Genomic DNA, 26,242 nt, shown 5'->3' on the forward strand with positions numbered 1-26,242 from the left:
CCCTGCCCGTGTTTGTATGAAACGTGCCGACACCTCCCCTTCTGCCCGAGCCCGTACGCCGACTCGCCGCCTGGTGCGTCGTCGTGCTCCTCGCCACCGCCGTCCTCGCCCTCGTCGTGTGGCTGTGCGCCGTCTTCCGCACGGTGGTCACGCCCGTGCTGCTCGCCGTGCTCGGCACGGCCCTGCTCGGCCCGATGCACCGGCGGCTGGTCGCCATGAAGGTCAACCGCTCGCTCGCCGCCGCCCTGACCTGCCTCACCGTGGCCGCCGTGGTCGGCGGGGCCGGCTACATCGTGGTTCTCGCGCTCATCGAGACCGGCGACCAGATCGTCGACTCCCTGCGCAAGGCCGGCCAGGACCTCGCAGAGCATTTCGGGGCGCTCGGCACCTCCCTGGAGGACGTGGCCGAGAACTCCAAGGACCTGCTCGCCAAGTTCGGCGGAACGGCCGCCTCGGGCGTGGTCACCGGGCTCAGCGTGGTCGCGACGATGCTCGCGACGGCCCTGCTGGCGATGGTGCTGATCTTCTTCTTCCTCCGCGACTCCGACCGGGCCGTGGGCACCCTGCGCTCGATGGTGCCGACCCGCTCGGGCGACCTGATGGAGGCGATGGGGCGGCGCGCGTACGAGGCCGTCGAGGGCTTCATGCGCGGGACCACCTTCGTGGCCCTGGTCGACGCCGTGCTCATCGGCGCGGGCCTGCTGATCCTGCGGGTCCCGGGCGCCGTGGGACTGGCCGCGCTGGTCTTCGTGACCGCCTACATCCCCTACCTCGGCGCCTTCCTCTCCGGCGCCGTGGCCGTCCTCGTCGCCCTCGCCGACCGCGGCTGGGTGATCGGCCTGTGGGCGCTGGGTGTGGTGCTCGCGGTCCAGATGATCGAGGGCTACGTCCTGCAGCCCATGGTGCAGAGCCGCACCGTGCAGATGCACCCGGCGGTGGTGATGCTCTCGATCACGGCCGGCGCGAGCGTCGCCGGCATCCTCGGCATGCTGCTCGCCGTCCCCCTGACCGCAGCCTTCTTCGGCGTGGTCTCGGAACTGCGCTCCCGGTACGCGACGGAGGCCTGAGCCTACGAGGCCGCGTACGAGCTCGCGTAGGAGGAGACCAGGCGGGACAGGTGACGGCCCGCCAGGAGGAGCGGGGTACGGCTGCGGGTGACCTGGGAGGTCATCTCGGCGCCCTCCAGGGTGTTGATCACGGTGACCGCCAGGTCGCGGGCCTCCGCCTCCGGGTGGCCGCAGGCCAGGAGCTTCGCGGCGACGAGCTGCTGCCAGTTCGCGAAGGCCCGGGCGCAGGCCGCCTGGAGCTCCGGCAGGCGGCCGACCGATTCCAGCGCCGTGGGCGTCACGGGGCAGCCGTCGCGCCAGTCGGACGCTTCGAGCATCTCGGCGAGCAGTTCCGCGACGGCCTCCAGGGCGCGCGCCGGGTCCGTGTGGGCGGACAGACCGGAGCGCAGGACCTCGGCGAACTCCTCGTCGCCGAAGCTGATCGCGGCGACCGCGAGCTCCTGCTTGCCTCCGGGGAAGAAGTGGTACAGCGAGCCGAGGGTCGCCTCCGCCTCGCGGACGAGCTGCTTGACCGGCGTGTTCTCGTACCCGCCGTGCTGGAGGAGGCGCGAGGCGGTGCGGACCAGGCGCTCCCGCGTCCCGAGGCCGTCCGCCGCCGTCTTCGCCGTCTTCGCCTCTGTTGCTGCTGCCATGACGGTCACCCTATCCCGAGAACTGGATAGAGCGCTCGTTCTAGTCCGTGTTACGTTCATCCCGAGCGCTGGATAGAGCGTTCGTTCTAGAACCGTAGGCATCGACCCGAGGAGAGCTCTGCCATGAACCAGGTCACGCACCGCAGCACGCACCAGGACACGACCCCCTCCGCGCAGCGGGTCACCGTCATCGGGCTCGGCCCCATGGGCCGGGCCATGGCCGCCGCCTACCTGGACGCCGGGTACGAGGTCACCGTCTGGAACCGCAGCCCCGGCAAGGACACCGAGCTCGTGGCGCGCGGTGCCCGGCGGGCCGCCGACGCCGCCGACGCGGTCGCCGCGAGCGAGCTGACCGTGCTCAGCCTCATCGACGTGGACGCCATGTACACGGCCCTCGCCGATGCCGACCTGGGCGGCCGGGTCCTGGCCAACCTGTCCTCCGACGTACCCGACAAGGCCCGGGCGGCAGCCCGCTGGGCACAGGAGCGCGGAGCCTCGTACCTCACGGGCGGGGTCAACGTCCCGCCGACCGGCATCGGCCAGAAGGGCTCGTCCGTCTTCATCAGCGGCCCCGAGCACGTCTACGCCGCCCACCGCGCGGCGCTCGACCTGCTCGCCGACACCGACTACCGGGGCGCCGACGCCGGGTACGCGCAGCTCTACTACCAGCTCAACATGATCATGTTCTGGACCGCGTACACCGGCTGGTACCAGGCCCTCGCCGTGGCGCAGGCCAACGGCCTGACGGCCGCGGACATCGTGCCGTACGCGGGCTACACGGGCGACACCATGCGCGGCTTCTACGAGAGCTCCGCGCCGCTGATCGACGCGGGCGCGCACGAGGGCACGTACGAACGCCTCGCGATGTGCGCGGCGAGCCTGGAGCACGTCCTGCACACCGCCGCCGACTCCGGCGTGGACACCGGGATCCTGACCGCACACGCCGATCTGTACCGGCGCGGGGTCGCCGCCGGCTTCGGCGCCGACAGCAGCTCGCGGCTGGTCGGCCTGCTGCGGGCGGTGGCGCCGGCAGCCTGAACGCGGCGGGAACCTCCCGGTCCGCGAGGGGGCGCCAGGGCGGGGCCGTCAGCGGCGGAGGGCCTCCGCCGGCTGGATGCGGGACGCGCGCCAGGCCGGGTAGAGGCCGGCGACGAGGCCCGTCGCCAGTCCGATGCCCGGCGCCGCCGCCGCGGTCACCGGGTGCACCACCGGGGTCCAGTCGCGGAACACGGCGACCGCCACCACGGTCAGGACGCCCAGGGAGGTCCCGACGAGGCCGCCCAGCGCGCCGAGCGCCCCGCACTCCGCGAGGAACTGCACGGTGATGTGGCGGCCGCGGGCGCCCAGGGCCCGGCGCAGGCCGATCTCTCCGGTGCGCTCCAGGACGGCGACCAGGGTGGTGTTGGCGATGCCGACGGCGCCGATCACCAGGCAGATGGCCGCCAGCAGCAGGAACAGCCGGTTCAGGTCGTCGCCGACCTGGCCCCGGAGCATCTTGGGCTCGGGCGGCGGAACGACCTTGAAGTACTCGGGGTGGTCGGGCCGCAGTGCCGTCGGGGCCTCGTGCCCGATCTGCGCGGCCGCCCCGAGCCTGGTCGTGACCAGCATCTTCGCCCCGCTGCCTTCGGGTGCGCCCCAGATGCGTTCCGCCGTGGTGCGGGGTACGACGACCGACATGAGCAGGTCGGCCTTGCGTTCCGTGTCGGCGATGATGCCGACGACGGTGAAGGGCCGGCCGCCGATGAAGACCGCCGGGTGGGTCTCCAGCGTGGTGATGCCGAGCCGGTCGGCGACTCCCGTGCCGATGACGGCCACCGACGCCTCCCGGTCCGAGGCGTAGGCGTCGTAGAGCCTGCCTTCGGCCAGGCGGGCGCCCGCCGCGGCGAGCACCCCGGGCGAGGCGGCCACGACGTCGGAGGTGCCCTGGGAACGGCGGTCACCGACCACGGCGGAGGCGCTGACCGCTTCCTCCGAGGACAGCCTCACGGGCCAGTACACCCCGGCGTGCTCGACGCCGCCCAGCCGCTCGATCCGGGCGTCGGCGTCCTTCGGGAAGCCAGGTCCGGCGAACTCGTTCTGTTCCTGCGCGACGTCCTCGACGGTCACCTCGGTCGCGCTCAGTGCGTTGAACCGGGTGTCGATCTGCGACGAGGTGGTGGCGGTCAGCCCGAGGATCGCCACGAACGTGCCCACGCCGAGCACCGTTCCGAGGGCGGTCAGCGCCGAGCGGCCGGGCCGCTGGAGCATGCCGGCGAGGGACTCGGAGAGCACGTCGCGCCAGCCGAACACGGAGCGCCGGATCCGGATCCCGTTCTTGTGCCGCGCGCGCCACACCACCCTCACCCGGCCACCTCGGAAGCCGCCGCGGAAGCCGCCTCGGGCGCGGCCGGGTCCGCGACGCTCAGCACCCCGTCCCGGATCGTCACCGTGCGCCTGGCCCGGGCGGCGACGAGCGGATCGTGGGTGATCACCAGGACCGTCATGCCGTCGGCGTGCAGCCGCTCCAGCAGGGCCAGTACGGAATCGGCGTTCGCCGTGTCGAGGTTGCCGGTCGGTTCGTCGCACAGCAGCAGGGAGGGCCGGGTCACCAGCGCCCGGGCGATGGCCACCCGCTGGCGTTCCCCTCCGGACAGCCGCGTGGGCAGCGCGTCGACGCGATGGCCGAGGCCGACCTGCTCCAGCGCCCGGCGGGCCCGGGCGCGCCGCTCCCGGCGCGGGGTGCCGTCGTAGACCAGGGCGAGGGTGACGTTCTCCAGCGCACTGCGCTGGGGCAGCAGGTGGAAGGACTGGAACACGAAGCCGATGCGCAGCCCGCGCAGGGCGGTGCGGTCGGCGTCGCGGAGCGTGCCGGTGTCGATGCCGTCGAGGAGGTACGTTCCGCCGGTGGGTGCGTCGAGCAGGCCGACGATGTTGAGGAACGTGGACTTCCCCGAACCGGACGGACCGACGACGGCGACGAACTCGCCCCGCCCGACGGTCAGGTCGCAGGCCCTGAGGGCGGCCACGGGGGGCGGCCCGGGGTAGGTCAGCCCGATCCCGCGGAACTCTATGACCGGCTCGGACGCCGTCCCGGAGGTCGTCCCGGGCGCCGTCTCCACGATGCCGGTCACGGCGAAGCCTTCGCGCGCGCGACTCCGGTGATCACCCGGTCGCCCCCCGCCAGCGCACCGTCCGCCACCGGTGTGACGGCCACGAAGCCGTCCCCCGCCGTGCCCGCCCGTATCTCCACCCGGCGCCGCTCCCCGCCCGCGCCGAGCACGGTCACGGTGGTCAGGCCGTCGGCTCCGGAGCTGATGGCGGTGATCGGCACGACGAGCGCCTTGCCGTCCGTCGACGCCGCGGTGACGGTGACCCGTACGTCCTGGCCGGTCAGTTCCGCCTTCAGCGGCTCACCCGGGGTGATCTCCACGAGCCATCCGGCCGGGCCCTGGCCGGGCGGTGCGGGCGCGTCGGCGCCGGGCTTCGCCTGCCCGGACGAGGACGGGGAGCCGGCTTCGGAACGCTTGTCGGAGACGAGCGTGACCTGGCCCTTCGCGGACAGGCCGGTCACCTCGGAGTAGATCTCGGCGGCCCGTCCGGGCTGTACGAGGTCCTTCTGGTACTCGGGGAGGTAGGCCTGCACCACCAGCTTGCCCGCGGACAGCGTCATCGCGGTACCGGTCGCCTCGGCGCCGACCTTCGCCGCCACCGAGTCCACCCGGGCGGGGAAGCTCTGCAGGAACACCACCTCGGCCGCGGGCAGTTTCGGCCCGGAGGCCGCTTCCGCGGCCGCGAGCTTCTTCTTCGCCTCGGCCAGGTCCTCCTGCGCCCTGCGTACGGCCCTACGGGCATCACCGGCGGCGGCGCCGGCAGCCGCCCCCGCCTCCCCGCCGGGCTTGGGGCCCTGCGCCTGCGCCACCCGGGCGTCCTCCAGGGCGCGTTCGGCGGCGGTGACCTGGCTCCGGGCCTCCGCGACCGGGTCGCCCTCGGCGCCGGTCGCCGGGACCGGGTCGTAGCCCGCCGCCTTGTAGAAGGAGTGGAGCGCGGCCTTCGTACCGGCCCCGAAGCGGCCCGCGGCGTCGGGCGCCGAGGAGTGGCCGAGCGCCTTCAGCGCCTTCTGTACCTGGGCCACGTCGTCGCCCGTGGCCCCCGGGCTCAGGTCGCGGTAGACGGGCAGGCTGCCCTCCAGGACGAACACCGGCCGCCCGGAGACCTCCATCAGGACCTGTCCCGGCTTCACCGTGTCCCCGGGCCGCACCGGAATCTTGGTGATCACCGGACGCGCGGCGCCCGTCCCCGCGCCCACCTGGGGAACCACCTCGACCGTCTGACCCGCGACGACCCGGCCGCGGGTGATGACGGACGAGGTGAGCACCCGGTGCTCGACCGTCGCCGTCAGCACGTCGGGCCGGGGCGCGGCGGCGTCCGCGGCGACCTGCGCCGGCGACTTCACCAGCAGCGCCGCACCCAGCCCCCCGAGCGTGGCGACCACGGCCCCCACGGCCACGACCGCCACCCACCGGCGCCGCCGGCGGCCGGAGGCACCGCCGTTCGGCTCGGGTTCGGGTGCGGGTTCCGGTGCCGCTTCGGGTACGGCTTCGAGCGTTGTCCCGGTTGCCACTTCCAGTGCCGTTCCGGGTATGTCGGACTCCGGTGGGCCCGGCTGGGCCACGTCGACCGTCGTGCCCATGTCCTGCGCCATCCGTGTCCTTCTCGCTTCACGGGTCCGCGCGGATCAACCGCCGGACCCAGCTGCCGAAATCAGCCGCCGACGATGCCGCCGCTCGTATCCGGGGAGCAGTCCTGCGCGGCGGCCCTGAACGTCGTCGTCCCGTACGTCGCCTGCTGGTCCTGGGTCAGCTCGACATCGCCCGTGGCCGGATTCGGGTCCGGGTAGTCGGGGAAGCCCTTGCCGCGGACGCAGGCACTGAACTTCGCGACCTTCGCCAGCTGTTCGGGAGAGGGCGGCGGGACCGACTGCCGGCCGCTGGGCTGCACGTGCTTGCACGCCGCCTCGGCCGCGGTGTTCACGGCGGCGTCGAACTTGTCCTTGTCCACGCGGAGCTGGTCGTCGTCGCGCTTCTCCAGAAGGACGCCGTTGCTTTCGAGGCACCGGTAGTAGGCCAGCTCCGCGGCGTCCGGCGGGGGCGACTTCGATTCCTTCGGCTCGGCGGAGGCTATCGAACAGCCGGAAACGAGGACGGAGGCGAGCAGCGCCACCGCCGCGAATCCGGACGCGGCCGGACGGACGACGAGCATGGAGACTCCGATGAGCGTGAGCACGTACGTGAGCTGTGCGCGAGCGGGACGGGCTGTCACGGATGTCGCTCCGGCCTCGCCCGGCGGCTCCACCGGAGGGGCGGATCGGGGCATGAGTCTGCCGGCGCCTTCCGGGCCGAGCGCCCAAAGAATATGGGGTGGTTGCGGGTGCGTCCACCGTCCCATCGGCAGGAGACGATCAAGTTCCGGCCATGATCCAGTCCCTTGCCCCCGAACGCGGCACGGCGAAGCCCCGGGCCGGTGGATGGCCTGGGGCTTCGCCGTACGGGGCCCGGACAGCCGGGCCGGGGGTCAGTCCTCCGACGCCTCGCCCGTGCCGCGGTGACCGAGGCCGGTGCGGGCCGTGGTGGGGATGCGGCCCAGGCGGCCCGCCTGGAAGTCGTCGAACGCCTGCTGGAGTTCGTGCTTGCTGTTCATCACGAACGGCCCGTAGTGCGCCATCGGCTCCCGGATCGGCTGCCCGCCGAGCAGGACGATCTCCAGCGCGGGCGCGTTGGAGTCCTGGCCCTCGTCCGCCCGCAGGGTCAGCGAGCCGCCCTCGCCGAAGACCGCGGTCTGCCCGGTGTGGATGGGCCGGCGGTCCTCGCCGACCGAGCCGCGACCGGCCAGGACGTACGCCAGCGCGTTGAAGTCCTCGCGCCAGGGGAGGGTGATCTGCGCGCCGGGTGCGACCGTCGCGTGGATCATCGTGATCGGGGTGTGGGTGATGCCGGGGCCCTGGTGGCCGTCCAGCTCACCGGCGATGACGCGGAGCAGGGCGCCGCCGTCCGGGGTGGAGAGCAGCTGGACCTGGCCGCCGCCGATGTCCTGGTAGCGCGGGGGCATCATCTTGTCGGAGGCGGGGAGGTTCACCCACAGCTGGAGGCCGTGGAAGAGCCCGCCGGACACCACGAGCGACTCCGGCGGGGCCTCGATGTGCAGCAGGCCGCTGCCGGCCGTCATCCACTGGGTGTCGCCGCCGTTGATGACGCCGCCGCCGCCGTTGCTGTCCTGGTGGACGAAGGTTCCGTCGATCAGGTAGGTGACGGTCTCGAAGCCGCGGTGGGGGTGCCACGGGGTGCCCTTGGGCTCGCCCGGGGCGTACTCCACCTCGCCCATCTGGTCCATCATGATGAACGGGTCGAGGTACTGGTAGTTGATCCCGGCGAACGCACGGCGCACCGGGAATCCCTCGCCCTCGAAGCCACCCGGGGCGGTCGTGACGGCCAGCACCTTGCGGGCGGTCGTCTCCTGGGCCGGCTCCCCGACGCGCGGAAGCGTCAACGGGTTCTCCACAGTCACTGCAGGCATGGTCGGAACCTCCTTCTGGCGTCGAGTTTAGTTGAAACCCGAACTTTCTGCCACCCGACAGAACAGAAGGAGCCCCGGGGGAATTCCCCCGGGGCCCGTTGCTCAGTGTGCGCCTGTCTCTCAGGTGTTGCAGGCCGGGTTGGCGTCCCGGCACAGGTGCGCGGTGGCCGCCTGGGCCGGAGCCGCGGCCAGGGCGCCCACGCCCACGGCCAGGGCCACGGTCGCCAGGACGGCGGCCGCCTTCGTGCGGAGCGTCCTGCGAGTGGATCGAGTCATCGCTGTCTCCTCGTGTCGTGTCGTGTCGTGCGTGGTGCGGGAGCGGGCCCGGCGGCTAGCAGGGGTCGATCGAGGCGACCGGGCCCCAGTCGACGGCGGAGTTCTGGGAGTAGGCGCCCGCCGTGTACAGGGAGCCCCCGCCGACCATGCCGAACCGCGCACGTGTGCCCGGGGTCTGGTTGTTGATCCACGAACCGGTCCCGTACCACGGCATGGCCCGGACGTCGTTGCACTGCCAGGTCATGATCGGCGTACCGCCGAAGTTGGCCTGCGGATAGGCGCAGAAGTACTCGTACGGGCAGGCCACGGCCGCCTCGGCCGGCGATGCCGCCAGGACCCCCGTACCCAGCGCCATCACCCCCGTGGCCGCCATTGCCGCGAGCTTCGTGCGTAAGGACGTACGTGACATCACGTTCCCCCTGTCAGTCGGTGCGGGATCGCCCCCGCTGCACTGATATTCGGGAGTCGCGGCCGGCGCCGCGATCCTTTCGGGTACCGCCGAAACCTGGCCACGCCCGCCGCCAACCGGCCAACCGTTCCGTCCCGCACAACCTGGTGTCCCGGACGGACGTCCTCACGATCGATGCGCGAAGACCGACGCACACGCCGCACGGCAGGAGCCCGCTCAGTGACCACCCCGACGCACGAGGCCGACGACGCGCAGCCCGGTACGGAGCCGGAAGCGGGCGCCGGGCACGGGGCCCCGCGAGCCGTCCTCCCCGCACTGGGCTGGTCCGCCGCCGTCACGGGCGCCGTCGTGGCCGCCGGGTACGCCTCCTACCGGTGGGCTGCCACCGGCCTCCCGCTGGAGCCGCTGCCCGGCTCGCCATGGCCCTACCTCGCCACCTGGGGCGCCCTCTGCCTCGCCTGGTGCCTGCTGCTGCGCTGGTCCACGGGGTTCACGGGCGTGGAGGGCGACGCCCAGGCGGTCGGCGCACTGTCCTTCGGGGGCGTCCGCGTCTCCCTGGCCCACCGCCCCGACCTCGCCCTCCTGTGGACTTACGGAGCGCTGGCCGTCGCACTGGCCGCGGCAGCGGCGGTCCTCTGGCGGCGCCGCCACCGCACCGGCTGAAGGCTCAGCCGCCGCTGTGCAGCAGGTCCACGCCCAGCGCCGTCGCGGAGTGCAGGACCGCCTTGCCGTCCCGGGCCGTGGTGATCAGGCCCGCCGCGCGCAGGGTGCGGGTGTGCTCCGAGACCGACGGGAGGCTGATGTCGAGGTCGCGGGCCAGCTCGGAGGTGGTCCGCTGCTGGACCAGGAGCTGGAGGACTGCCGCCCGGGTCCGCCCGAGCAACGCGTCCAGCGCGCCTTCCGCCCGGTCCGGGGAGACCAGCGGCAGGGGGGTCAGCGCCGGGTAGAGGAGTACGTACGTCCCGTCCGGGTGGTCGTCGAGGAGTGGACGCCCCGTCCAGAACGGCGACGGCATGAGCACCAGCCCGCGCCCGCCGAGCCGGACCTCGTAGTCCGGCGGCCGGTCCACCTCGAAGACCAGCCCCGACCAGTCGGCCGCCGCGTGCGTGCTGGCCAGGCAGGCCTTGATCCCGTGCGCGGCCAGCAGCCGGGTCCGCCAGGCCACGTCCGCCTGGAAGGACTGCCGGATCCGCGGCCACTGCGGGGCGATCAGCACGTCGTACGCGGACCGGATCGCGGAGTCGAGCTGCCCCCAGGCCTCCCGGTCCTGCCCCCACAGCGCGCGCAGCCAGGCCGGGGAGCCGGGCGCGCGGGTCGCGGCGCGGGCCAGCCCCTCGGGGGTGAGGAAGGGGACCCGGTCCCGGATGACGGCCAGCCCCTCCTCCAGACTCCGCGCGTACGGCTCCACGAAGTGGGGATTGTCCCCGTCGGGCCGCAGCAGGTCGAAGAGCGGCCGCACCCGCCCCGGCAGCTCCCGCGCGGCGAGGCTGCGCCAGCGGCCGAAAACCGCCTGCTCGTCGGTGCGCTGAGCTGCGACCAGCGCGAGGGCCAGCTCCACCAGGGGCAGGGGCTCGCTCGCGAAGGTGACGTTGAGGAGGTCCTCGGCCTCGAAGTGCACGCGCAGCATGTCCGCCCCCCGGCTCTGCTGGTGTGGGTCGTGACTAGCCGTACATGCGGCGCATGGCGAAGTCGACCATCTGCTCGACCGCCTTCGCGTCGAAGACCATCCGGTGGTCGCCCTCCATGTCGAGGACGAAGCCGTACCCGGTGGGCAGCAGGTCGATCACCTCGGCGCCGGTGATCACGAAGTACTTGGACTCCTTGCCGGCGTACCGGCGCAGCTCCTTGAGCGTGGTGAACATGGGGATGACCGGCTGCTGCGTGTTGTGCAGCGCGAGGAAACCCGGGGTGTCGCCGCGCGGGCAGTAGACCTTGGAGCTCGCGAAGATCTGCTGGAAGTCCTCGGCGGACAGCGAGCCCGTCGTGAACGCGCGGACCGCGTCCGCGAGGGAGGGCGGAGACGGCTCGGGGTACAGCGGCGGCGCTTGCTGCGCGTAGCCCTGGGGGGGCTGCTGCGCGTAGCCCTGCTGGGCACCCGGGTTCTGGTCGTAGCCGTACATAGGCCGAAGCCTACCGAGACGACCGACCCCCGGGACGTCGAGTTCCGGTCAGTGGGACTTGATCCCCTCGACGAAGCCGACCCAGGCGGCGGCCCCGACCATCAGCATGGGCCCGGAGCGCCATTTGGTGTCCCGAACGGGGACCAGCCCGACCACGCCGTCCGCGACCTCGACGCAGTCACCCTCGTCGCCGTTGGTGTAGGTGCTCGTCCTCCAGACGGCGTTGCTCAAGTCAATCCCGCTGTGCGCCATTTCGGAGTTCCTCGGCTGTCGATTCGATCAGGTCGAGGGACGCCTCAGACGGCAGTGCGGCGGCCCTGAGCCGATCGTATGCCTTGCGATATCGCTTCACGATGGCCGGATCGTCAATGACTTGCCCGGAATACGGGCCTTCGGTGTACATGAGGGGCGGCTCGTCATCGAACTCCATGAGCTTGATCGACTGCGCCATGAACGGGCTCACCGGTGCGTTCCACGGAAGGATCTGTGGAACGACCCTACGACGCCGGGCCAGTGCCGCTACGTGCTCCAACTGTTCCGCCATCTCACGGGGCGGCAGCAACGGGCTGCGCAGGAGTGCCTCGTGCAGGATCACCCAGTACTCAGGCCGCTGCGGATCCTCGAAGAGCCGACCTCGGCGCAACCTGTTCCGGACCTTCGTATCCACCTCTTCCGGCAGGTCCAGTGGATGCGTGGCGTTCGCGATCGCGCGGGTGTAGGGCCCTGTGTGCAACAGGCCGGGGATGAGCGCGTTGGCCCACTCCTCAATGGACCGGGCCCGTTTCTCGGCCTCAGCGACCGGTGCGAAGTACTCGGCATGCCCACCCAGGCGGGCCTTGCGGACGTCCTCGCAACTCCGGGAGAAGAAGCCGTCGGTCTTCAGGAACTGGTCCACGTGTCGCGCAAGGTCCTCCGGCATGCGCCGCTGCCCCCGCTCGATCTCGCTCAGGTAGCTGACTCCGTAAAAGGACCCTTCGACCACCTGCTGGAGCGTGTGCCCCGCCGCCTCCCGCTTCCAGCGCAACTCTTTGCCGTAGAAAGCCGGCACACTCGCCGACCCGTCGATGTCTTTACGTGCGGCCACGAGCCCCTGCTTTCCACACTTCGCGCTGTGGATCGGAATCCCTTCCCACGCTACGCCGCACCACGCCAGCCTGTGAGCAGTTCGTCACTCCCTGCTGCGAAGGAATCGGCAATGCACCCCCACAACCACGAGGCGACCCAGGCCCTGGAGAACCTCCGCTCCGCGCTCGCCGCGCACGGGATCACGCTCCCCTCCCTCGACCTGCACCCCCTCGCCTACACAGGGCGGTACATGAGTCCGCCGCTCATCTCCCTCGGCAACTGCAACCCCGCCACCGCGCAGCGCCTCGCCGACGCCCTGGCCGCGCAGTGAACGGCGAGCTCACGCTCCGGCTGCTGGCCACCCCGGGGGCCGTCCCCCTGGCCCGCCACGCAGTGCGGGAGCACACCCGGAGCCGCGATGCCGAGCTCTGCGTGAGCGAGCTGCTCACCAACGCCCTCACCCACCTCGGCGAAGGCACGCCCGTCACGCTGCGGGTCACCGGAAGGGCAGCCCGTACGCGGGTCGAGCTCACCGACCCCGCCCCGCACGCATGCCCCGTACCGCAGGAAGCGGGCGCGGACCGGGAATCCGGGCGGGGGCTAGCCCTGCTCGCCGCGCTCGCGCTGCGATGGGGCGTCGTCCAGGGACCCGGGAGCAAGACCGTGTGGGTCGAGCTCGCGCAGCCGTAGGCGGGCTTCGTAGCGGTCCTGCGCGTCGAGCACGGCGTCCGCGTGCTCCGCGGCCCAGGTCCCCATCGCCCGCATCGGCGTGAGCAGGGCCGTACCGGCCTCGGTCAGGGCGTAGTCCACCCGCGGCGGGGCCTCGGCGTACGCCTGCCGTTCCACGAGGCCGTTGCGTTCCAGCCGCCGCAGCGCCTCGTTCAGCGCCTTCGGGCTGATCCCGCCGATCCGCGCGACCAGCGCCCGCGGCCGCATCGGCCGACCCGCCGCGCCGAGCGTGAAGACCACGACGCTGTCCCAGCGGTTCGCGAGCACCTCGAAGGCGACGCGCGCCCGGCAGTCCGCCGTGTACGTGAGGTCCGGCAGCTTCTCCATGCGCCCCATCCTGCCGCCGCCGATGGACACCGTTCGGTGTGCGTCGGCCTCCGTAGCTTCGGCCACCGGAAACGACGGCAGCGGAATCAGGGAGAGGTGGCGGCGATGCGGATCGGCGTGATGGGAACGGGAGCGATGGCGCAGGCCCTGGGCGGGGCCTGGGTGCGGGCCGGGCACGAGGTGTTCGTCGGCGGGCGGGACGGAGCGGCGGCCCGGGACCTGGCCCGGCGGATCGGGGCGGCCGGGTACGGGAGCCCGGCGCGGGCGGCGGAGTACGGGGAGCTCGCGCTGCTCGCCGTACCGGCCGGGGCGGCGGCACCCCTGGCGGCGGAGCACGCGGCGGCGCTGGCCGGGCGGACGGTCGTGGACTGCACGAACCCGCTGGCCCCGGGGCCGGGCGGGGTGATGCTGACGACCGGCGCCGGGCGGAGCATGGCGGCCGACATCCAGGCGGCGGCGCCCGGGGCGCACGTGGTGAAGGCCTTCAACCTGGTCCACGTCAGCACGTGGGACCTGCCGGTCGGAGCCTTCGGGGCGACCCCGCCCGCGGTGCCGTTCTGCACCGACGACGCGGGGGCGGCCGAGCGGGTCGAGGCGCTGATCGCGGGGATGGGCTGGAGCCCGATGCCGGCGGGCGGGCTGGACCGGGCGGGGTACGTGGAGGCCACGGCCGCCTTCGTGATCGGCGTGTGGTGGGCGGGCGGCTCCCCGCGGCTGGCCTTCCCCGAGCCGGTGGCGGATCCGGGCGGGGTCTAGCCCCGCGCGACGCGTCGGCGCTGCAATGGGGGCATCCGGGGCGGGTCCGGGACCGGGCCGTCCGGTGCGGTCCCGGACTTGACCCTGGTCACAGTCGACACGGAGGGGTTGCCCTTATTACCGACCGGTAGCATCATTACGTTACCGATTGGTATGCACGAGGAACCACTCTCACCGAGCCTTAACGGAGCCGTCGCCATGGGGCACTACAAGTCGAATCTCCGCGACATCGAGTTCAACCTCTTCGAGGTGCTCGGGCGCGACAACGTGTACGGCACCGGCCCGTTCGGTGAGATGGACAGCGAGACCGCGCGCACGATCCTCTCCGAGATAGCCAAGCTCTCCGAGAACGAGCTGGCCGCCTCCTTCGAGGACGCCGACCGCACCCCGCCGGTCTTCGACCCGGCCACCAACACCGCGCCCGTCCCGGCGTCCTTCAAGAAGAGCTACAAGGCCTTCATGGACTCCGAGTACTGGCGTCTGGGCCTGCCCGAGGAGATCGGCGGCACCACCTCGCCCCGCTCCCTGATCTGGGCCTTCGCCGAGACGATCCTGGGCGCGAACCCGGCCGTGTGGATGTACTCCTCCGGCCCGGCGTTCGCCGGCGTCCTCTTCGAAGAGGGCAACGAGGTACAGAAGAAGATCGCCGCGCTCGCGGTCGAGAAGCGCTGGGGCTCCACCATGGTCCTCACCGAGCCGGACGCCGGCTCGGACGTCGGCGCCGGCCGCACCAAGGCGGTCCAGCAGGACGACGGCTCCTGGCACATCGAGGGCGTGAAGCGCTTCATCACCTCGGGCGAGCACGACATGGAGGAGAACATCCTCCACTACGTCCTCGCGCGCCCCGAGGGCCACGGCGCGGGCACCAAGGGCCTGTCCCTCTTCCTGGTCCCGAAGTTCCACTTCGACTGGGAGACCGGCGAGCTGGGCGAGCGCAACGGCGTCTACGCGACCAACGTCGAGCACAAGATGGGCCTCAAGGCCTCCAACACGTGCGAGATGACCTTCGGCGACCAGCACCCCGCCAAGGGCTGGCTGATCGGCGACAAGCACGACGGCATCCGCCAGATGTTCATGATCATCGAGTTCGCCCGCATGATGGTCGGCACGAAGGCCATCGCGACGCTCTCCACCGGCTACCTGAACGCCCTGGAGTACGCCAAGGAGCGCGTGCAGGGTCCGGACCTGGCCAACTTCATGGACAAGACGGCCCCCAAGGTCACCATCACGCACCACCCCGACGTGCGCCGCTCGCTCATGACGCAGAAGGCGTACGCCGAGGGCATGCGCGCCCTGGTCCTGTACACCGCCTCCGTCCAGGACGAGATCCAGGTCAAGCAGGCCGCCGGCGAGGACACCGCGTCCCTCGTGGGCCTCAACGACCTGCTCCTGCCGATCGTGAAGGGCTACGGCTCCGAGAAGTCCTACGAGCAGCTCGCGCAGTCGCTCCAGACCTTCGGCGGCTCGGGCTACCTGCAGGAATACCCGATCGAGCAGTACATCCGCGACGCCAAGATCGACACCCTCTACGAGGGCACCACGGCCATCCAGGGCCAGGACTTCTTCTTCCGGAAGATCGTCCGCGACCAGGGTGCCGCGCTGAACGTCCTCACCGAGACGATCAAGAAGTTCCTGGCCGAGGGCGAGGGCGGCGAGGAGCTGGCCCCGGCCCGCGACGCGCTCGCCAAGGCGGCCGTCGACCTGGAGGCCATCGTCGGCCAGATGGTCGTCGACCTCACCGCCACCGGCGAGGACGTCAAGAACATCTACAAGGTCGGCCAGAACACCACCCGCCTGCTGATGGCCTCCGGCGACGTGGTCGTCGGCTACCTGCTCCTCAAGGGCGCGGCCGTGGCCGCCGAGAAGCTGCCGTCCGCCTCCGCCAAGGACGTGCCGTTCTACACCGGCAAGGTCGCCGCGGCGAAGTTCTTCGCCGCCGAGGTCCTGCCGGGCGTCGCGGTGGCCCGCGCGCTCGCCGAGGCCGTCGACAACACCCTGATGGAGCTCGACGAGGCCGCCTTCTAGGCCCCCGTCCACTCCCCCACAGCTGTACGCGGTGTACGTACGCGCAGTCGGCCGGGTCCTCCGCACGGGGGCCCGGCCGTCGGCGTGCGCGCACGGCCCCTCCAGGGCCCCGTACCGCCCGTGGGCTGCGGGTTTCCCGGGATGTCGGTGGTTCGTGGGACGCTCGTGGGTATGAGTCCACAGGAGCAGCAGCGCGGCAGCAGGGGGTACTCGGTCCCGACCGGGCGCCCCTATGCCCTCAAGGAGCTGCAGTCCGCCGTGGGCAGCCTCGGAGACCACCTCAAGGAGCTCTACGAGGGCGCCCACCCCACCGAGTACGAATCGGTGGCCGACGCCCTCTACACCGCCTTCCAGACCGCCGCCGGGCTCGCCCCCGCCAAGAGCTACACCGGCTGCCCGGAGCACCCCAACGGCGCCCTCGACCCCGAGGCGCCCGACGGCTGGGGACGCTGCCTGATCTGCAACGACCGGCGCCGCCTCGGACTGCGCGCCCAGGGCGCCCGGGCCGCTTCCGCCGCCCCGCCGGCGGGCGAGCAGCGCCGGCTCGGATACCCCGTGCCCGAGCCCCCGTACACCCTCCAGGCACTCCACGCCTGCCTGCGCACGGTCGAGGAGCGACGCTTCCACCTGAGCCTGTCCTCGCCCCCCGAGGACTTCGTCGCGATGGCCGACGACCTGCACCGGGCCTTCATCGTGGCCCGCGAGCTGTCCCGGCCCCGCAACGCCTCCGGCTGCTCCGAACACCCCGGCGCGCCCATCGACCCCGACGCCCCTCCCGGTGAGGCCTGTATCTTCTGCGCCGGACGCAAGAGGCGCGCGCAGCGCTCCGCGCAGACCCCGGAAATGCTCCCGCGCATCCGCCGGGGCGAGCGCAGGCAGCTGCAGCGCCGCTTCGACCGTCCGCCGGGCTGACACGGTCCGGGGCCCGGACCACACCCCCGCGGCCCTTCCTCCGGCTATCCGCCGCAGTCCGGCCATGACGAACACGACCGTCGTTAAGGTGACCCACATGAGCTCTCCCGCCGCCGCCCGATTCGACCGCGGCCACACCGACGACCTGATGACCTTCCTGGCGGCGAGTCCGTCGCAGTACCACGCCGTGGCCAACGCGGCCGAGCGGCTGGAGAAGGCCGGATTCAGGCAGTTGGCCGAGACCGACGCGTGGGACGCGGGCACGGGAGGCAAGTTCGTCCTCCGCGGGGGCGCGATCATCGCCTGGTACGTGCCCGAAGGCGCGGCCGCACACACCCCGTTCCGGATCATCGGCGCGCACACCGACTCCCCCAACCTCCGGGTCAAGCCGCTGCCCGACACCGGCACCCAGGGCTGGCGGCAGATCGCCGTGGAGATCTACGGCGGCACCCTGCTCAACACCTGGCTCGACCGCGACCTGGGCCTGGCCGGACGCCTCACCCTCCTCGACGGCACCGAACGGCTCGTCAACATCGACCGTGCGCTGATGCGCGTACCCCAACTCGCCGTGCACCTGGACCGGTCGGTGAACACCGACGGGCTCAAGCTGGACAAGCAGCGGCACATGCAGCCGATCTGGGGCCTCGGCGACGTCCACGAAGGCGACCTCATCGCCTTCCTGGAGGACGAGGAGGGCCTGGAGCGCGGCTCCGTCGCCGGATGGGACCTGATGGTCCATTCGATCGAGCCCCCGGCCTACCTCGGCCGCGACCGCGAACTCCTCGCGGGCCCACGCATGGACAACCTCATCTCCGTCCACGCGGGCGTCGCGGCGCTGGTGGCCGCCTCCACGGCCGAGAAGCTCACCCACATCCCCGTCCTGGCCGCCTTCGACCACGAGGAGAACGGCTCGCAGTCGGACACCGGCGCGGACGGCCCGCTCCTGGGCAACGTGCTGGAACGTTCAGTCTTCTCCCGCGGCGGCAGCTACGAGGACCGCGCGCGGGCCTTCGCCGGCGCGATCTGCCTCTCCTCGGACACCGGCCACGCCGTGCACCCCAACTACGCGGAGCGCCACGACCCCACGCACCACCCGCGCGCCAACGGCGGCCCGATCCTGAAGGTCAACGTCAACCAGCGCTACGCGACCGACGGCAGCGGCCGCGCGGTGTTCGTGAGCGCCTGCGAGCGCGCCGGCGTCCCGTGGCAGACCTTCGTCTCCAACAACTCGATGCCCTGCGGCACCACGATCGGCCCGATCACCGCGGCCCGCCACGGCATCCAGACGGTCGACATCGGCGTCGCCATCCTCTCGATGCACAGCGCCCGCGAACTGTGCGGCGCGGACGACCCGTACCTCCTGGCCAACGTCATCCTGGCGTTCCTGGAGGGCTGACGCCCGGCCGGCGGGCACCGTCACCGGGCGGTGACGGTGCCCGCAGGTGCCTCAGTCGTCCATCCCGGCCAGCACCAGGGGCAGCCGGGTCGCGCCGCCCTCGGTGATGCTCACCGGCACTCCCCAGTCCTGCTGGTGGACGTGGCAGGCCGGGTACTCGTTCTCCGGGTCGTCGTCGCAGGACGCGGCCATCGCGGAGACGTGCAGGACGCCCCCGGTCAGGTCCGGGTTCAGCGCGAGCTCCCGGAACAGGTCCGTGCCCGCTCCGTCGCCCGCCGTCAGCAGCTCGGGCGGGGTCGAGGAGACCAGCAGGCGGGTCGAGGGACCGTAGCGGGTGTCGAGCTTCTGGCCGCTCGGGGCCTGGAAGACGATGTCCAGGCGGAGCGTGCCGGGGGCCACCTCGGTGGCGGCCCGCTGCGTGCGGTGGGCGACCGCGTCGACCCGTACGGCCTCCTCCGGCAGGCGCAGCCGGGTCAGCCGGTGCCGGGCCGACTCCACGACCACGATGTCCTCGCCGACGAGCACGGCGTCGCTGGGCTCGCGCAGGTCGGTCGCGAGGGTGGTGACCTGCCCGGTGGACGGCTCGAAGCGCCGCAGGGCGTGGTTGTACGTGTCGCACACCGCGACCGAGCCGTCGGGCAGCGCGGTGACCCCGAGCGGGTGCTGGAGCAGCGCCTGCGCGGCGTCGCCGTCCCGGTGCCCGAAGTCGAACAGCCCGGACCCGACGGCGGTACGGACGGCGTAGCCGCCCTCCTCCGCCTCGACGTACCGCAGGGCGCTCGTCTCGGAGTCGGCGATCCACAGCCGGTCCTCCGTCGCCGCGAGCCCGGACGGCTGCGCGAACCAGGCCTCGGCGGCCGGCCCGTCGTGCAGCCCCTCGTTGGTCGTACCGGCCGCGACGGCCACCGTCCCCGTCTCCGGGTCCCAGGTCCACAGCTGGTGGACGCCCGCCATGGCGATCCACACGCGGCCCTGCCACCAGGCCACGTCCCACGGCGAGGACAGGTCGACGTCGAGGGCCGGCCCCGAGGTCGGGGAGCCCTGCCACCACTGCCGCCCCGTCCCGGCGACGGTCTCCACGGCCCCGGTCGCGGGGTCGAAGCGGCGCAGCGCGTGATTGACGGTGTCGGCGACGACCACCGACCCGTCGGGCAGCAGCGCCAGACCCTGGGGCTCGCTGAAGGAGTCCGGCCCGAAGCCGCGCTCCCCGCCGCCGATGCGCCGTACGACGCTCTCCCCGTCGGGGGCCAGCTCCACCAGCTGGTGCCGGGTCGTGTCGGAGACGAGCAGGTTCCCCGACGGCAGCACGAGCGCCTTCCCGGGGAACCGCAGGTCACCCGCCACCGGCTCGGGCGCCACGTACGGCCCGTCCCCGCGCCGCAGCGTCCCCTTGGCCTCGTGCTCGGCCTCCAGCTCCTCCACTAGCCTGGCGATGGCGTGCGCGTGCCCCTCCCCGGCGTGCTGCGCGACGACGTACCCCTCGGGGTCGATCACCACGAGCGTCGGCCAGGCGCGGACGGCGTACTGCTTCCAGGTCGCGAGCTCGGGGTCGTCGAGCACGGGGTGGTGCACCCCGTACCGCTCGACGGCGTCGACGACGGCCGCGTGCTCGGCCTCGTGCACGAACTTCGGCGAGTGCACCCCGACGATCACGACGGTGTCCCGGTGCTTCTCCTCCAGCTCCCGCAACTCGTCGAGCACGTGCAGGCAGTTCACACAGCAGAAGGTCCAAAAATCGACGACAACGCACTTACCTCGCAGGTCGGCGAGGGTCAGCTCCTTGCCGCCGGTGTTGAGCCAGCCGCCCTTGCCGATCAGCTCGGGGGCACGGACTCGGGCACGTCGGCGGGGCGCGGGCGCAGGGGTGGGCGCCGGGGCAGCATCGTTCATCCTTCAAGCTTGCCATCCGCCTGTGAACCCGGGATCACGCCCGTACGAAGGCCCCCCGCCCCGGTCAGGCCGTGGGGGCCAGGAGGGCCTCGGTCGCGGTGGTCGCGGCGCGTTCTATGAGGGCGGTGCCGGCTTCGCGGGTGGGCTGGGCGTCGGTGAGGACGGCGAGCAGGAGCGTGTGCCCGTCGCGCTCGACCAGGCCGATGCTGTTGACCGCCCACCGCCCGGGTGTTCCGACCGGGAGCCAGCCGTTCTTGAGCACGGGCCGGGCTCCGGGGGTGCCCGCTGCGCCGACGCCCCAGTCCTGGCCGGCGCTGATGTCGCCCATGAGGGTGCGGACGTACGACCGGGATGCGGCGGTCAGGGGTGAGTTCTCCGTGAACACGGCCTTCAGGAGGGTGATCTGGTCGCCGACCGTGGTGCGGGTGAGTCCCCAGGGGCCCTGCTGGCCGGCGTGGGCACGGGTGAGGCCGAGGCGTGCGTTGGCCGCGTCCAGGCCTTGGCGGCGGCCGATGACGGTCCAGAGTTCCTGCGTCGCGTCGTTGTCGCTGAAGCGGATCATGTCGGAGGCCAGCCGTCGCTGGGCAGGGGTGAGCCCGGTTCCGCGGTCCTGGCTCTGCAGCAGCAGGGCGGCCAGGACGTCGACCTTGATGATGCTCGCGGAGGTGAAGGTCTCGGTGGCCGGGCCGTACGTGGCTGCGCGGCCCGAGGTGAGGTCCAGGGCGGAGAGCGCGTACCGGCCCTGGTGCGCCCCGAGCCCGTCGAGCGCGCGGCGCACGGCCTGCTCCGGGGTCGCCGTGTCCGCGGCGGGAGCGGGGGCGGGTACGGGGGCGGGGGCGGGCGGGGCCGTCGTCGTCGGGGCTGCCGCCGTCGGCAGGGGGCGGGGGAGCGTGTCTTCGGCGAGACCCCGTGTGGGGAGCAGGAGGTGGGCCCCCAGGGCGGCGCCCATGAGGAGGGGCAGGAGCAGGGCGGTCCGGCGCTTCATGCGCGCACTCGCTTTCGGATGTCCGGGCACGCGGACATGGCCCCGCGGCGCGCGTCAGGGCGCGTCAGGGCATGCCGAAGCGAGCCGTGGCGTGTGTCGGGTCAGGGCGTGGTCGAAGTGCGGCAGGGCCCGTCGGGGTGCGACGGGGCGTGCCGAGGCGGAGCGGGCCGGGTCAGGGGCTCCGGTGGCGCCGCCGTGCGGGCGCGCTCCGGTGTCCTCGGCTGCTGCCGGGCTTCCTCAGCGGCGGCCGGTGCCGGCGGTGCGGGTCATTTGCCGCAGGATCCGGTGATCTTCTCGTTCTCGCCGATCTCGATGGGGAAGGCGAAGTCACCGCCGAGGTCCACGGTCCATCCGTGGGTGAGGGTTCCGGACGCGGGGTTGTCGGCGAGCCAGAAGGGGGGCGTGGTGAAGGAACAGGTGCCGCCGTGCGTGCCCTGGGCGGATCGGAGCTGCGCGCTCACGAACTGCTTCCCGAGCGTCTCCACTGCCGCGGAGTCACCGGACTTGGCGGCCTTCACCAGTCCGCCGTAGAAACCGGACACGGTCGCGTCGCCGCCCTTGCCGCCGCCGGAGCCCGTCGGGCAGGTCAGGTCGGCGATCAGACCCGTGGTCCCGTCGAAGGTGAGGGAGGGGGCCCGGTCGAGCGGCTCGGTCCCCTGGTACAGCAGGACCTGACCCGGCACCAGCACGCCGTCGACCTCGGCGCCGCAGGTCACACCGAGCGAGTCGGCGCCCCAGATCCGCTGGTAGGTGGGCTCGTTGGCGAACAGCGCCGCCACCTCGGCCGGATCCACCTGGGAACGGGTGGCCGGGTTCTGGTAGCGCAGTGCGGAGAGGAACAGGGTGTGCGTCGACCGGGCCGGGTCGACCGGGGGCCGTTTGGGGGACTGGGAGGGTGCGGGAGGCAGGACGGGACTCGGCGCGCTCGCCGCCGGTGCGGGCGTCGAGGTGCGGTCCCGGCCCTCCTGGACGGCGAAGCCGGTGCCCAGGGCCACGATCGCCGCGACCACCGCCACACCCGTCTGCAGCCGGCGCCTGCGCTGCCGTACGCGCCCGATGAGGCCGTCCGCGTCGTAGCTGCGCGGCGGTTCCTGCTGTGCCCGGTCGAGCATGGCCGCGGCCAGCTCCTCCTCCAGGTCGAAGTCCTTCATGTCGCCCCTTCCGAGCCCGCACGCAGTGCATGTGTACCGACGGTCGACCGGAGCTTCGACAGGCCCCGGGCCATCTGGGACCGGACCGAGCCGGCCGAAATGTTCATCAAGCGGGCGATCTCCGCATCGTCGAGGTCCTCGAAGTACCGCAGCACCAGTACGGTGCGCATGCCGACCGGCAGGGACTGCAGTTCGCGCATCAACTCGTCGCGGACCACGAGGCCTTTGTACGGATCGACGCCCCCGCCCCCGATACCGTCGTCCAGCGGGACCTCCGGACGCCCGCGCAGCCTGCGCCAGCGGTCGTTCGCGAGGTTCACCAGTATCCGACGCGCGTAGGCCTCGGGTGCGTCGGCCGAGCGGACCTTGCGCCAGTGCCGGCACACCTGCTCCAGCGTGGACTGCACCAGGTCGTCGGCCACGTGCCGCTCGCCGGTGATCAGCAAGGCGGTCCTGAACAGTGCCGAGGACCGTGCCTGCACGAAGGCCGTGAAGGCGGGAACGTCAGCGGTTCGCATGGCCACCCGGCCCGTACCTCGTGCACATCTTCACCCCTCCCCGAAGCCTCGTTGGCTCCCCCGATGTACCCGACGGAGCCAACTCCCCATCTGCTGCACGCCCTTGGCGACCGTTACCAAGGCGTTACCTCCGGAGCCTGGTACGCAGGACGCCACAGGATGAGTAGGCGTACTCAGGTGGCGGACCGCGGCAGCTTCGACACTGACTGCACAACGCAGCACAACGCGGCGGAACGCAGAACGGGAATCGGGGAACGTGATGGGACGGCGCTGGTCGAAGCCCGAGATGTGGGTGCCCGGTGGATACCTGGCGGTGGTGCTCTCGATGCTGGTCTACATGGAGATCGGCAGCCGGATCGGGGACATCGGGATGTTCGGGGTGCTGCCGATCATGGCCACGGCGCCGGTCAGCCTCCTCCTGATGGGCCTCTTCACCCCCGCGCCGGACGGCTTCGACGAGACCCCGGTCGAGGTGCCCCTGTACGAGGGCTCGCAGCCGCCGCCCGCGCCGCCCGTGCCGGACTCCGCCCCGCTCTCCTCGGACTGGGTCGCACCGGACACCTCCTACGAGGACACGCTCGGCCTGTGGTCCGACATCGGCTTCGTCGGCGCGATCCTGGTCGGCGCCCTCGTCAACGCCGGGGCGGTCTGGGCCCTGCTCCGCTACGTGGCCCGTCGGGCCGTCGCCGCCCCCGCACGGGGCTGACAGCGGGCTGACGGGGCTCCGCAGCCGGTCAGCCCGTGCGGTCGGGGTCCAGGGGCATCTCGCGGGATTCCGGGGGCGGCCGGGGGGCCCGGCGGGCGGGGCTCGGCGGGCCGTCGGCCAGCCGGCGGCGGACCGCGGCCAGCGTCAGGCCGAGGAACGTGCCCGCCGCCGCCCACGGGCCGAGGTCGAGCCACCAGGGGGCGGGTCCCGTCACGGCGATCGTGGTGCCGATGGCCGCCGAACCGGCGGTGAGGGTGCCGTAGGTGGCGGCGTTCCAGAACGCGGCGTCGCGGGGCAGGTCCAGCCGCTGGTCCAGGAGGTCGGAGGCCTCCTCCGCCAGCCGGTCCCTGTTCCGCCGGTGCATCGCGGACACCTCGTGCGCGAAGTCGGCCGCCTCCCGCTCCGAGGCGGGCATGGCCGCCCGCTCGTCGCGGCGCACCGCCTCCTCGCGGCGCGCCGCCGCCCGCCGCCGCCAGGGCAGGAGGGGCCGCATCAGACGGCTGCCAGGGCGAGGGAGGCCGCCAGGAGGTTGCCGAGGGTGACCATCAGGTCCACGTGGGCGGGGATGAAGTCCTCGTACGCGGGGGCGTCGACGGTCAGCACGCCGAAGGGGCGGCCGGGGACGCGGACCGGGACGACGATGACGCCCTGGTAGACGCCGCCGAGCTGGACGTCCGCGCCGGAGTTCGCGTCCTGCGCCCAGAACGGGGTGCCGGACTGCAGGACCACGGCCATCTTGGCGCCGCCCTGGGTCACCGGGGTGAGGATGACGCCGTCGGGCTGCGGGGCCCTGCCGAAGGCCTGCTTCAGCTTGAACTCACCGCCCGAGGAGCCGTCCCACTCGAAGTAGGCGCTGCGCGCCCGGGGGGCGTTGGTCGGGGTGGGGTCCGCGGTGAGGACGACGGCGCTCTGCAGCACGGAGTCCAGGATCTGCGTCCGCAGCTGGTCCTGCGGGGAGGAGACCGTCCCGGGCGCGACGGGGTTGTCTGCGGCGTAGCCGGCGGCCAGGTCGCGCAGGTTCCGGGTCGCGGGGACCAGGGCCATGGTGTAGGCGAACGCGAGGTCCGTGGCCGTCCGGACCGCCTGGTCGTAGGTCTTGCGCCGGCCGGACTCCGCGCGGCGGTTCTCGTACGCCGCCACGGCGACGACGCAGAAGGCGACGATCGTGCCGGCGTACGTGAGCCGCGTCTTGGTCGGTTCGGTGTCGGCGTCGTCCGCCTTGATCGAGAGGTAGAACACCGCGCCCGCCAGCAGCCCGGACAGCAGGAACAGCAGGATCCGCTTGATCTTGTCCTTCGTCTGGTCCGTGCCCAACCACGCCTCCCCCGAAGCAGCCACCCCGCCGGCCCGATCGTAGTGAGATGCGCCCGGTACGTCCCGGGATCAGGCCCGAAAGTCCCGGAGGGAGGCGACCAGGGCGGCGACGAAGGCGTTCTGGACCTCGGGCGGGAGGAGGTCCAGGGAGAGGTACGGGTTGAGGTCCTCCAGCTCCACCAGGAGGAGGTCGCCCGAGGGGGCGCGGCAGGCGTCCACGCGCTGGATGCCGTGGCTGAGGGTGTTCCAGTCGACGAAGGTGCGGGCGAAGGCCAGGTCCGCGGGGGTCGGCTCGTAGGGGACCAGCTCCCAGCGGCGGGCCGGGTCGGGGGCGTAGAGGGCGTACTGGAAGGCATCGTCCACGAAGTAGAAGGACACCTCGTACGCGAAGTCGATGCGCGGCTGGATCAGGAACTCCCCCGGGGCGCAGTCCGGGTGCGGGGTGAAGGCCAGGCCTATGGAGTCCGCTCCCTGTTTCGGCTTCACCGCGTAGCTCGGGGACGCGGGCAGGAGCGACAGGTGCGCCGGGTCGTCGATCGTGGGGATGACCGGGTGGCCGGAGGCGGTCAGGTCCACCAGGTACTGCTTGCCCGCCATGTCGCCGCGGCCCGTGAGGGGGTTGTAGACGCGGGTGCCGGCGGCGAGGGCGGCCGCGCGGAAGGAGTCGTAGGCCTCCTGGTAGTGGAGGACCGGGCCGCTGTTGCGGACGACCACGGTGTCGAAGGCCGGGAGGAGCGCCTCCGCGTCCAGGGGGTGGCACAGGGCGAGGGGGACGTGCTCGCGCAGGCGTGCGGTGAGGAAGACGTCCTCGTCGCCGTAGCGGCGTCCGCGCGCCGGGTAGGCCAGGTCGGTCACGTAGAGGAGTGGCATGACCGGAACCTATCGCGGGCAGCGATGAGGGCGTGAAATACCTGGTACGGGACAAAATGCTGGCCATCGGGGACGACTACTGGATCGAGGACGAGGACGGCCGGCACGCCTTCCTCGTGGACGGGAAGGCCCTGCGGTTCCGGGACACCCTGGAGCTGAAGGACCCCGACGGGCGGCTCCACATCACGCTGCGGGAGAAGCTCTTCGCCCTGCGCGACGCGATGACGCTGGAGCGCGACGAGCGGCGGCTCGCGGTGATCCGGAAGAAGCGGTTCTCGCTGCTGCGCAACCACTACCTGGTGACGCTCAACGAGGGCACCGAGCTCGATGTCAGCGGGCGGATCCTGGACCGGGAGTTCAAGGTCGAGTACGACGGGGAGCTGCTCGCGCTGATCTCCCGCCAGTGGTACCGGATCCGCGAGACGTACGCCGTCGACGTGGTCCGCGAGGACGCCGACGCCTCGCTGCTGATCGCCGTCGCGGTGTGCGTGATCCGGATGGCGGAGAAGGAGCGGGAGGGTCCGGACGACGCGTAGGGGCGTCTG

The 26,242-nt window shown here is 72.4% G+C and carries 31 protein-coding genes; 11 read left to right on the forward strand and 20 right to left on the reverse strand.

The window, feature by feature from the left end; all coding sequences use genetic code 11:
- Positions 1–23: 23 nt before the first annotated feature.
- Positions 24–1,067, forward strand: a complete 1,044-nt coding sequence (locus ACZ60J_RS28560) for an AI-2E family transporter (protein WP_469686203.1) — start codon at positions 24–26, stop codon at positions 1,065–1,067.
- Positions 1,068–1,069: 2 nt separating this feature from the next.
- Here ACZ60J_RS28560 and ACZ60J_RS28565 read toward each other — a convergent pair whose 3' ends face one another.
- Positions 1,070–1,699 carry a TetR/AcrR family transcriptional regulator gene (locus ACZ60J_RS28565; protein WP_469686205.1) on the reverse strand — a complete coding sequence of 210 codons (630 nt, stop codon included), beginning with the start codon at positions 1,697–1,699 and terminating at the stop codon, positions 1,070–1,072.
- A gap of 123 nt (positions 1,700–1,822) precedes the next feature.
- Between ACZ60J_RS28565 and ACZ60J_RS28570 the strand changes: the two genes are divergently transcribed.
- Positions 1,823–2,737 (forward strand): NAD(P)-dependent oxidoreductase, encoded by a 915-nt coding sequence (locus ACZ60J_RS28570; RefSeq protein ID WP_469686207.1) that lies wholly within the window; start codon positions 1,823–1,825, stop codon positions 2,735–2,737.
- Positions 2,738–2,785: 48 nt separating this feature from the next.
- On the opposite strand, the gene ACZ60J_RS28575 is transcribed toward ACZ60J_RS28570, so the two are convergent.
- The 7 genes from ACZ60J_RS28575 to ACZ60J_RS28605 all read right to left on the reverse strand — a co-directional run bounded on the left by ACZ60J_RS28575 (position 2,786) and on the right by ACZ60J_RS28605 (position 8,897).
- The gene (locus ACZ60J_RS28575) at positions 2,786–4,033 is read right to left on the reverse strand and encodes an ABC transporter permease (RefSeq protein ID WP_469686757.1); all 1,248 of its coding nucleotides are present in this window, start codon (positions 4,031–4,033) and stop codon (positions 2,786–2,788) included.
- 5 nt (positions 4,034–4,038) lie between these two features.
- Complete coding sequence (locus ACZ60J_RS28580; protein ID WP_469686209.1) at positions 4,039–4,809, reverse strand: ABC transporter ATP-binding protein; 771 nt, start codon at positions 4,807–4,809, stop codon at positions 4,039–4,041.
- The gene (locus tag ACZ60J_RS28585; RefSeq protein WP_469686211.1) at positions 4,806–6,380 is read right to left on the reverse strand and encodes a peptidoglycan-binding protein; all 1,575 of its coding nucleotides are present in this window, start codon (positions 6,378–6,380) and stop codon (positions 4,806–4,808) included. The genes ACZ60J_RS28580 and ACZ60J_RS28585 overlap by 4 nt, the downstream gene beginning before the upstream one ends.
- Positions 6,381–6,439: 59 nt before the next feature.
- Positions 6,440–6,997: a hypothetical protein gene (locus ACZ60J_RS28590; protein ID WP_469686212.1), complete on the reverse strand. Its 558-nt coding sequence runs from the start codon at positions 6,995–6,997 to the stop codon at positions 6,440–6,442.
- Positions 6,998–7,249: 252 nt separating this feature from the next.
- Positions 7,250–8,248: a pirin family protein gene (locus ACZ60J_RS28595; protein ID WP_469686214.1), complete on the reverse strand. Its 999-nt coding sequence runs from the start codon at positions 8,246–8,248 to the stop codon at positions 7,250–7,252.
- Positions 8,249–8,368: 120 nt separating this feature from the next.
- Entirely contained in the window at positions 8,369–8,524 is a 156-nt protein-coding gene (locus tag ACZ60J_RS28600; protein ID WP_469686216.1) for a hypothetical protein, read from the reverse strand.
- A gap of 55 nt (positions 8,525–8,579) precedes the next feature.
- Positions 8,580–8,897, reverse strand: coding sequence for a peptidase inhibitor family I36 protein (locus tag ACZ60J_RS28605; protein ID WP_469686217.1), 318 nt, complete (start codon positions 8,895–8,897; stop codon positions 8,580–8,582).
- 255 nt (positions 8,898–9,152) lie between these two features.
- On the opposite strand from ACZ60J_RS28605, the gene ACZ60J_RS28610 reads away from it, so the two are divergent.
- Complete coding sequence (locus ACZ60J_RS28610) at positions 9,153–9,596, forward strand: hypothetical protein (protein WP_469686219.1); 444 nt, start codon at positions 9,153–9,155, stop codon at positions 9,594–9,596.
- Positions 9,597–9,600: 4 nt separating this feature from the next.
- On the opposite strand, the gene ACZ60J_RS28615 is transcribed toward ACZ60J_RS28610, so the two are convergent.
- Genes ACZ60J_RS28615 through ACZ60J_RS28630 form a run of 4 tightly spaced genes read right to left on the reverse strand, consistent with a single transcriptional unit; the run spans position 9,601 to position 12,137 of the window.
- The gene (locus ACZ60J_RS28615; RefSeq protein WP_469686221.1) at positions 9,601–10,560 is read right to left on the reverse strand and encodes an ArsR/SmtB family transcription factor; all 960 of its coding nucleotides are present in this window, start codon (positions 10,558–10,560) and stop codon (positions 9,601–9,603) included.
- Positions 10,561–10,594: 34 nt separating this feature from the next.
- Positions 10,595–11,053 (reverse strand): SseB family protein, encoded by a 459-nt coding sequence (locus ACZ60J_RS28620; RefSeq protein ID WP_469686223.1) that lies wholly within the window; start codon positions 11,051–11,053, stop codon positions 10,595–10,597.
- Positions 11,054–11,101: 48 nt separating this feature from the next.
- Positions 11,102–11,305: a DUF397 domain-containing protein gene (locus tag ACZ60J_RS28625; RefSeq protein WP_469686225.1), complete on the reverse strand. Its 204-nt coding sequence runs from the start codon at positions 11,303–11,305 to the stop codon at positions 11,102–11,104.
- Positions 11,286–12,137 carry a helix-turn-helix domain-containing protein gene (locus ACZ60J_RS28630; protein ID WP_469686227.1) on the reverse strand — a complete coding sequence of 284 codons (852 nt, stop codon included), beginning with the start codon at positions 12,135–12,137 and terminating at the stop codon, positions 11,286–11,288. The genes ACZ60J_RS28625 and ACZ60J_RS28630 overlap by 20 nt, the downstream gene beginning before the upstream one ends.
- 111 nt (positions 12,138–12,248) lie before the next feature.
- Here ACZ60J_RS28630 and ACZ60J_RS28635 point away from each other — a divergent pair, with 111 nt between their 5' ends.
- Together ACZ60J_RS28635 and ACZ60J_RS28640 are read left to right on the forward strand one after the other, a co-directional pair.
- Positions 12,249–12,449 carry a hypothetical protein gene (locus tag ACZ60J_RS28635; RefSeq protein WP_469686229.1) on the forward strand — a complete coding sequence of 67 codons (201 nt, stop codon included), beginning with the start codon at positions 12,249–12,251 and terminating at the stop codon, positions 12,447–12,449.
- The gene (locus ACZ60J_RS28640) at positions 12,446–12,808 is read left to right on the forward strand and encodes an ATP-binding protein (RefSeq protein WP_469686230.1); all 363 of its coding nucleotides are present in this window, start codon (positions 12,446–12,448) and stop codon (positions 12,806–12,808) included. The genes ACZ60J_RS28635 and ACZ60J_RS28640 overlap by 4 nt, the downstream gene beginning before the upstream one ends.
- Here the strand turns inward: ACZ60J_RS28640 and ACZ60J_RS28645 are convergent.
- Positions 12,719–13,174, reverse strand: a complete 456-nt coding sequence (locus ACZ60J_RS28645) for a winged helix-turn-helix transcriptional regulator (protein WP_469686232.1) — start codon at positions 13,172–13,174, stop codon at positions 12,719–12,721. The genes ACZ60J_RS28640 and ACZ60J_RS28645 overlap by 90 nt on opposite strands.
- A 105-nt stretch (positions 13,175–13,279) precedes the next feature.
- On the opposite strand from ACZ60J_RS28645, the gene ACZ60J_RS28650 reads away from it, so the two are divergent.
- The 4 genes from ACZ60J_RS28650 to ACZ60J_RS28665 all read left to right on the forward strand — a co-directional run bounded on the left by ACZ60J_RS28650 (position 13,280) and on the right by ACZ60J_RS28665 (position 18,263).
- Positions 13,280–13,930, forward strand: coding sequence for an NADPH-dependent F420 reductase (locus tag ACZ60J_RS28650; protein ID WP_469686233.1), 651 nt, complete (start codon positions 13,280–13,282; stop codon positions 13,928–13,930).
- 198 nt (positions 13,931–14,128) lie between these two features.
- On the forward strand, positions 14,129–15,955 hold the full coding sequence (locus tag ACZ60J_RS28655) for an acyl-CoA dehydrogenase (RefSeq protein ID WP_469686235.1): 1,827 nt from the start codon (positions 14,129–14,131) through the stop codon (positions 15,953–15,955).
- A 171-nt stretch (positions 15,956–16,126) separates the two neighbouring features.
- On the forward strand, positions 16,127–16,867 hold the full coding sequence (locus tag ACZ60J_RS28660; RefSeq protein ID WP_469686237.1) for a hypothetical protein: 741 nt from the start codon (positions 16,127–16,129) through the stop codon (positions 16,865–16,867).
- A gap of 97 nt (positions 16,868–16,964) precedes the next feature.
- The gene (locus ACZ60J_RS28665) at positions 16,965–18,263 is read left to right on the forward strand and encodes a M18 family aminopeptidase (RefSeq protein ID WP_469686238.1); all 1,299 of its coding nucleotides are present in this window, start codon (positions 16,965–16,967) and stop codon (positions 18,261–18,263) included.
- A 51-nt stretch (positions 18,264–18,314) separates the two neighbouring features.
- On the opposite strand, the gene ACZ60J_RS28670 is transcribed toward ACZ60J_RS28665, so the two are convergent.
- The 4 genes from ACZ60J_RS28670 to ACZ60J_RS28685 all read right to left on the reverse strand — a co-directional run bounded on the left by ACZ60J_RS28670 (position 18,315) and on the right by ACZ60J_RS28685 (position 22,807).
- Positions 18,315–20,153, reverse strand: a complete 1,839-nt coding sequence (locus ACZ60J_RS28670) for an NHL domain-containing thioredoxin family protein (protein WP_469686239.1) — start codon at positions 20,151–20,153, stop codon at positions 18,315–18,317.
- A gap of 64 nt (positions 20,154–20,217) precedes the next feature.
- Positions 20,218–21,138 (reverse strand): serine hydrolase, encoded by a 921-nt coding sequence (locus tag ACZ60J_RS28675; protein WP_469686241.1) that lies wholly within the window; start codon positions 21,136–21,138, stop codon positions 20,218–20,220.
- A gap of 266 nt (positions 21,139–21,404) precedes the next feature.
- Positions 21,405–22,289: a hypothetical protein gene (locus ACZ60J_RS28680; RefSeq protein ID WP_469686242.1), complete on the reverse strand. Its 885-nt coding sequence runs from the start codon at positions 22,287–22,289 to the stop codon at positions 21,405–21,407.
- On the reverse strand, positions 22,286–22,807 hold the full coding sequence (locus ACZ60J_RS28685) for a SigE family RNA polymerase sigma factor (protein WP_469686244.1): 522 nt from the start codon (positions 22,805–22,807) through the stop codon (positions 22,286–22,288). Before ACZ60J_RS28685 ends, ACZ60J_RS28680 begins: the two co-directional genes overlap by 4 nt.
- 259 nt (positions 22,808–23,066) lie before the next feature.
- Here ACZ60J_RS28685 and ACZ60J_RS28690 point away from each other — a divergent pair, with 259 nt between their 5' ends.
- Positions 23,067–23,513: an SCO4225 family membrane protein gene (locus tag ACZ60J_RS28690; RefSeq protein WP_469686246.1), complete on the forward strand. Its 447-nt coding sequence runs from the start codon at positions 23,067–23,069 to the stop codon at positions 23,511–23,513.
- A gap of 28 nt (positions 23,514–23,541) precedes the next feature.
- Here the strand turns inward: ACZ60J_RS28690 and ACZ60J_RS28695 are convergent, their stop codons facing one another.
- From ACZ60J_RS28695 to ACZ60J_RS28705, 3 genes are all read right to left on the reverse strand, one after another.
- On the reverse strand, positions 23,542–24,006 hold the full coding sequence (locus ACZ60J_RS28695; protein ID WP_469686247.1) for a hypothetical protein: 465 nt from the start codon (positions 24,004–24,006) through the stop codon (positions 23,542–23,544).
- Positions 24,006–24,827, reverse strand: a complete 822-nt coding sequence (locus ACZ60J_RS28700; protein ID WP_469686248.1) for a hypothetical protein — start codon at positions 24,825–24,827, stop codon at positions 24,006–24,008. Before ACZ60J_RS28700 ends, ACZ60J_RS28695 begins: the two co-directional genes overlap by 1 nt.
- A gap of 69 nt (positions 24,828–24,896) precedes the next feature.
- Positions 24,897–25,697, reverse strand: a complete 801-nt coding sequence (locus tag ACZ60J_RS28705; protein ID WP_469686250.1) for a hypothetical protein — start codon at positions 25,695–25,697, stop codon at positions 24,897–24,899.
- Positions 25,698–25,729: 32 nt separating this feature from the next.
- Between ACZ60J_RS28705 and ACZ60J_RS28710 the strand changes: the two genes are divergently transcribed.
- Positions 25,730–26,233, forward strand: a complete 504-nt coding sequence (locus tag ACZ60J_RS28710) for an LURP-one-related/scramblase family protein (RefSeq protein WP_469686252.1) — start codon at positions 25,730–25,732, stop codon at positions 26,231–26,233.
- The last annotated feature ends 9 nt before the right edge of the window (positions 26,234–26,242 follow it).

This window comes from Streptomyces sp. NPDC104226, from assembly GCF_055584085.1.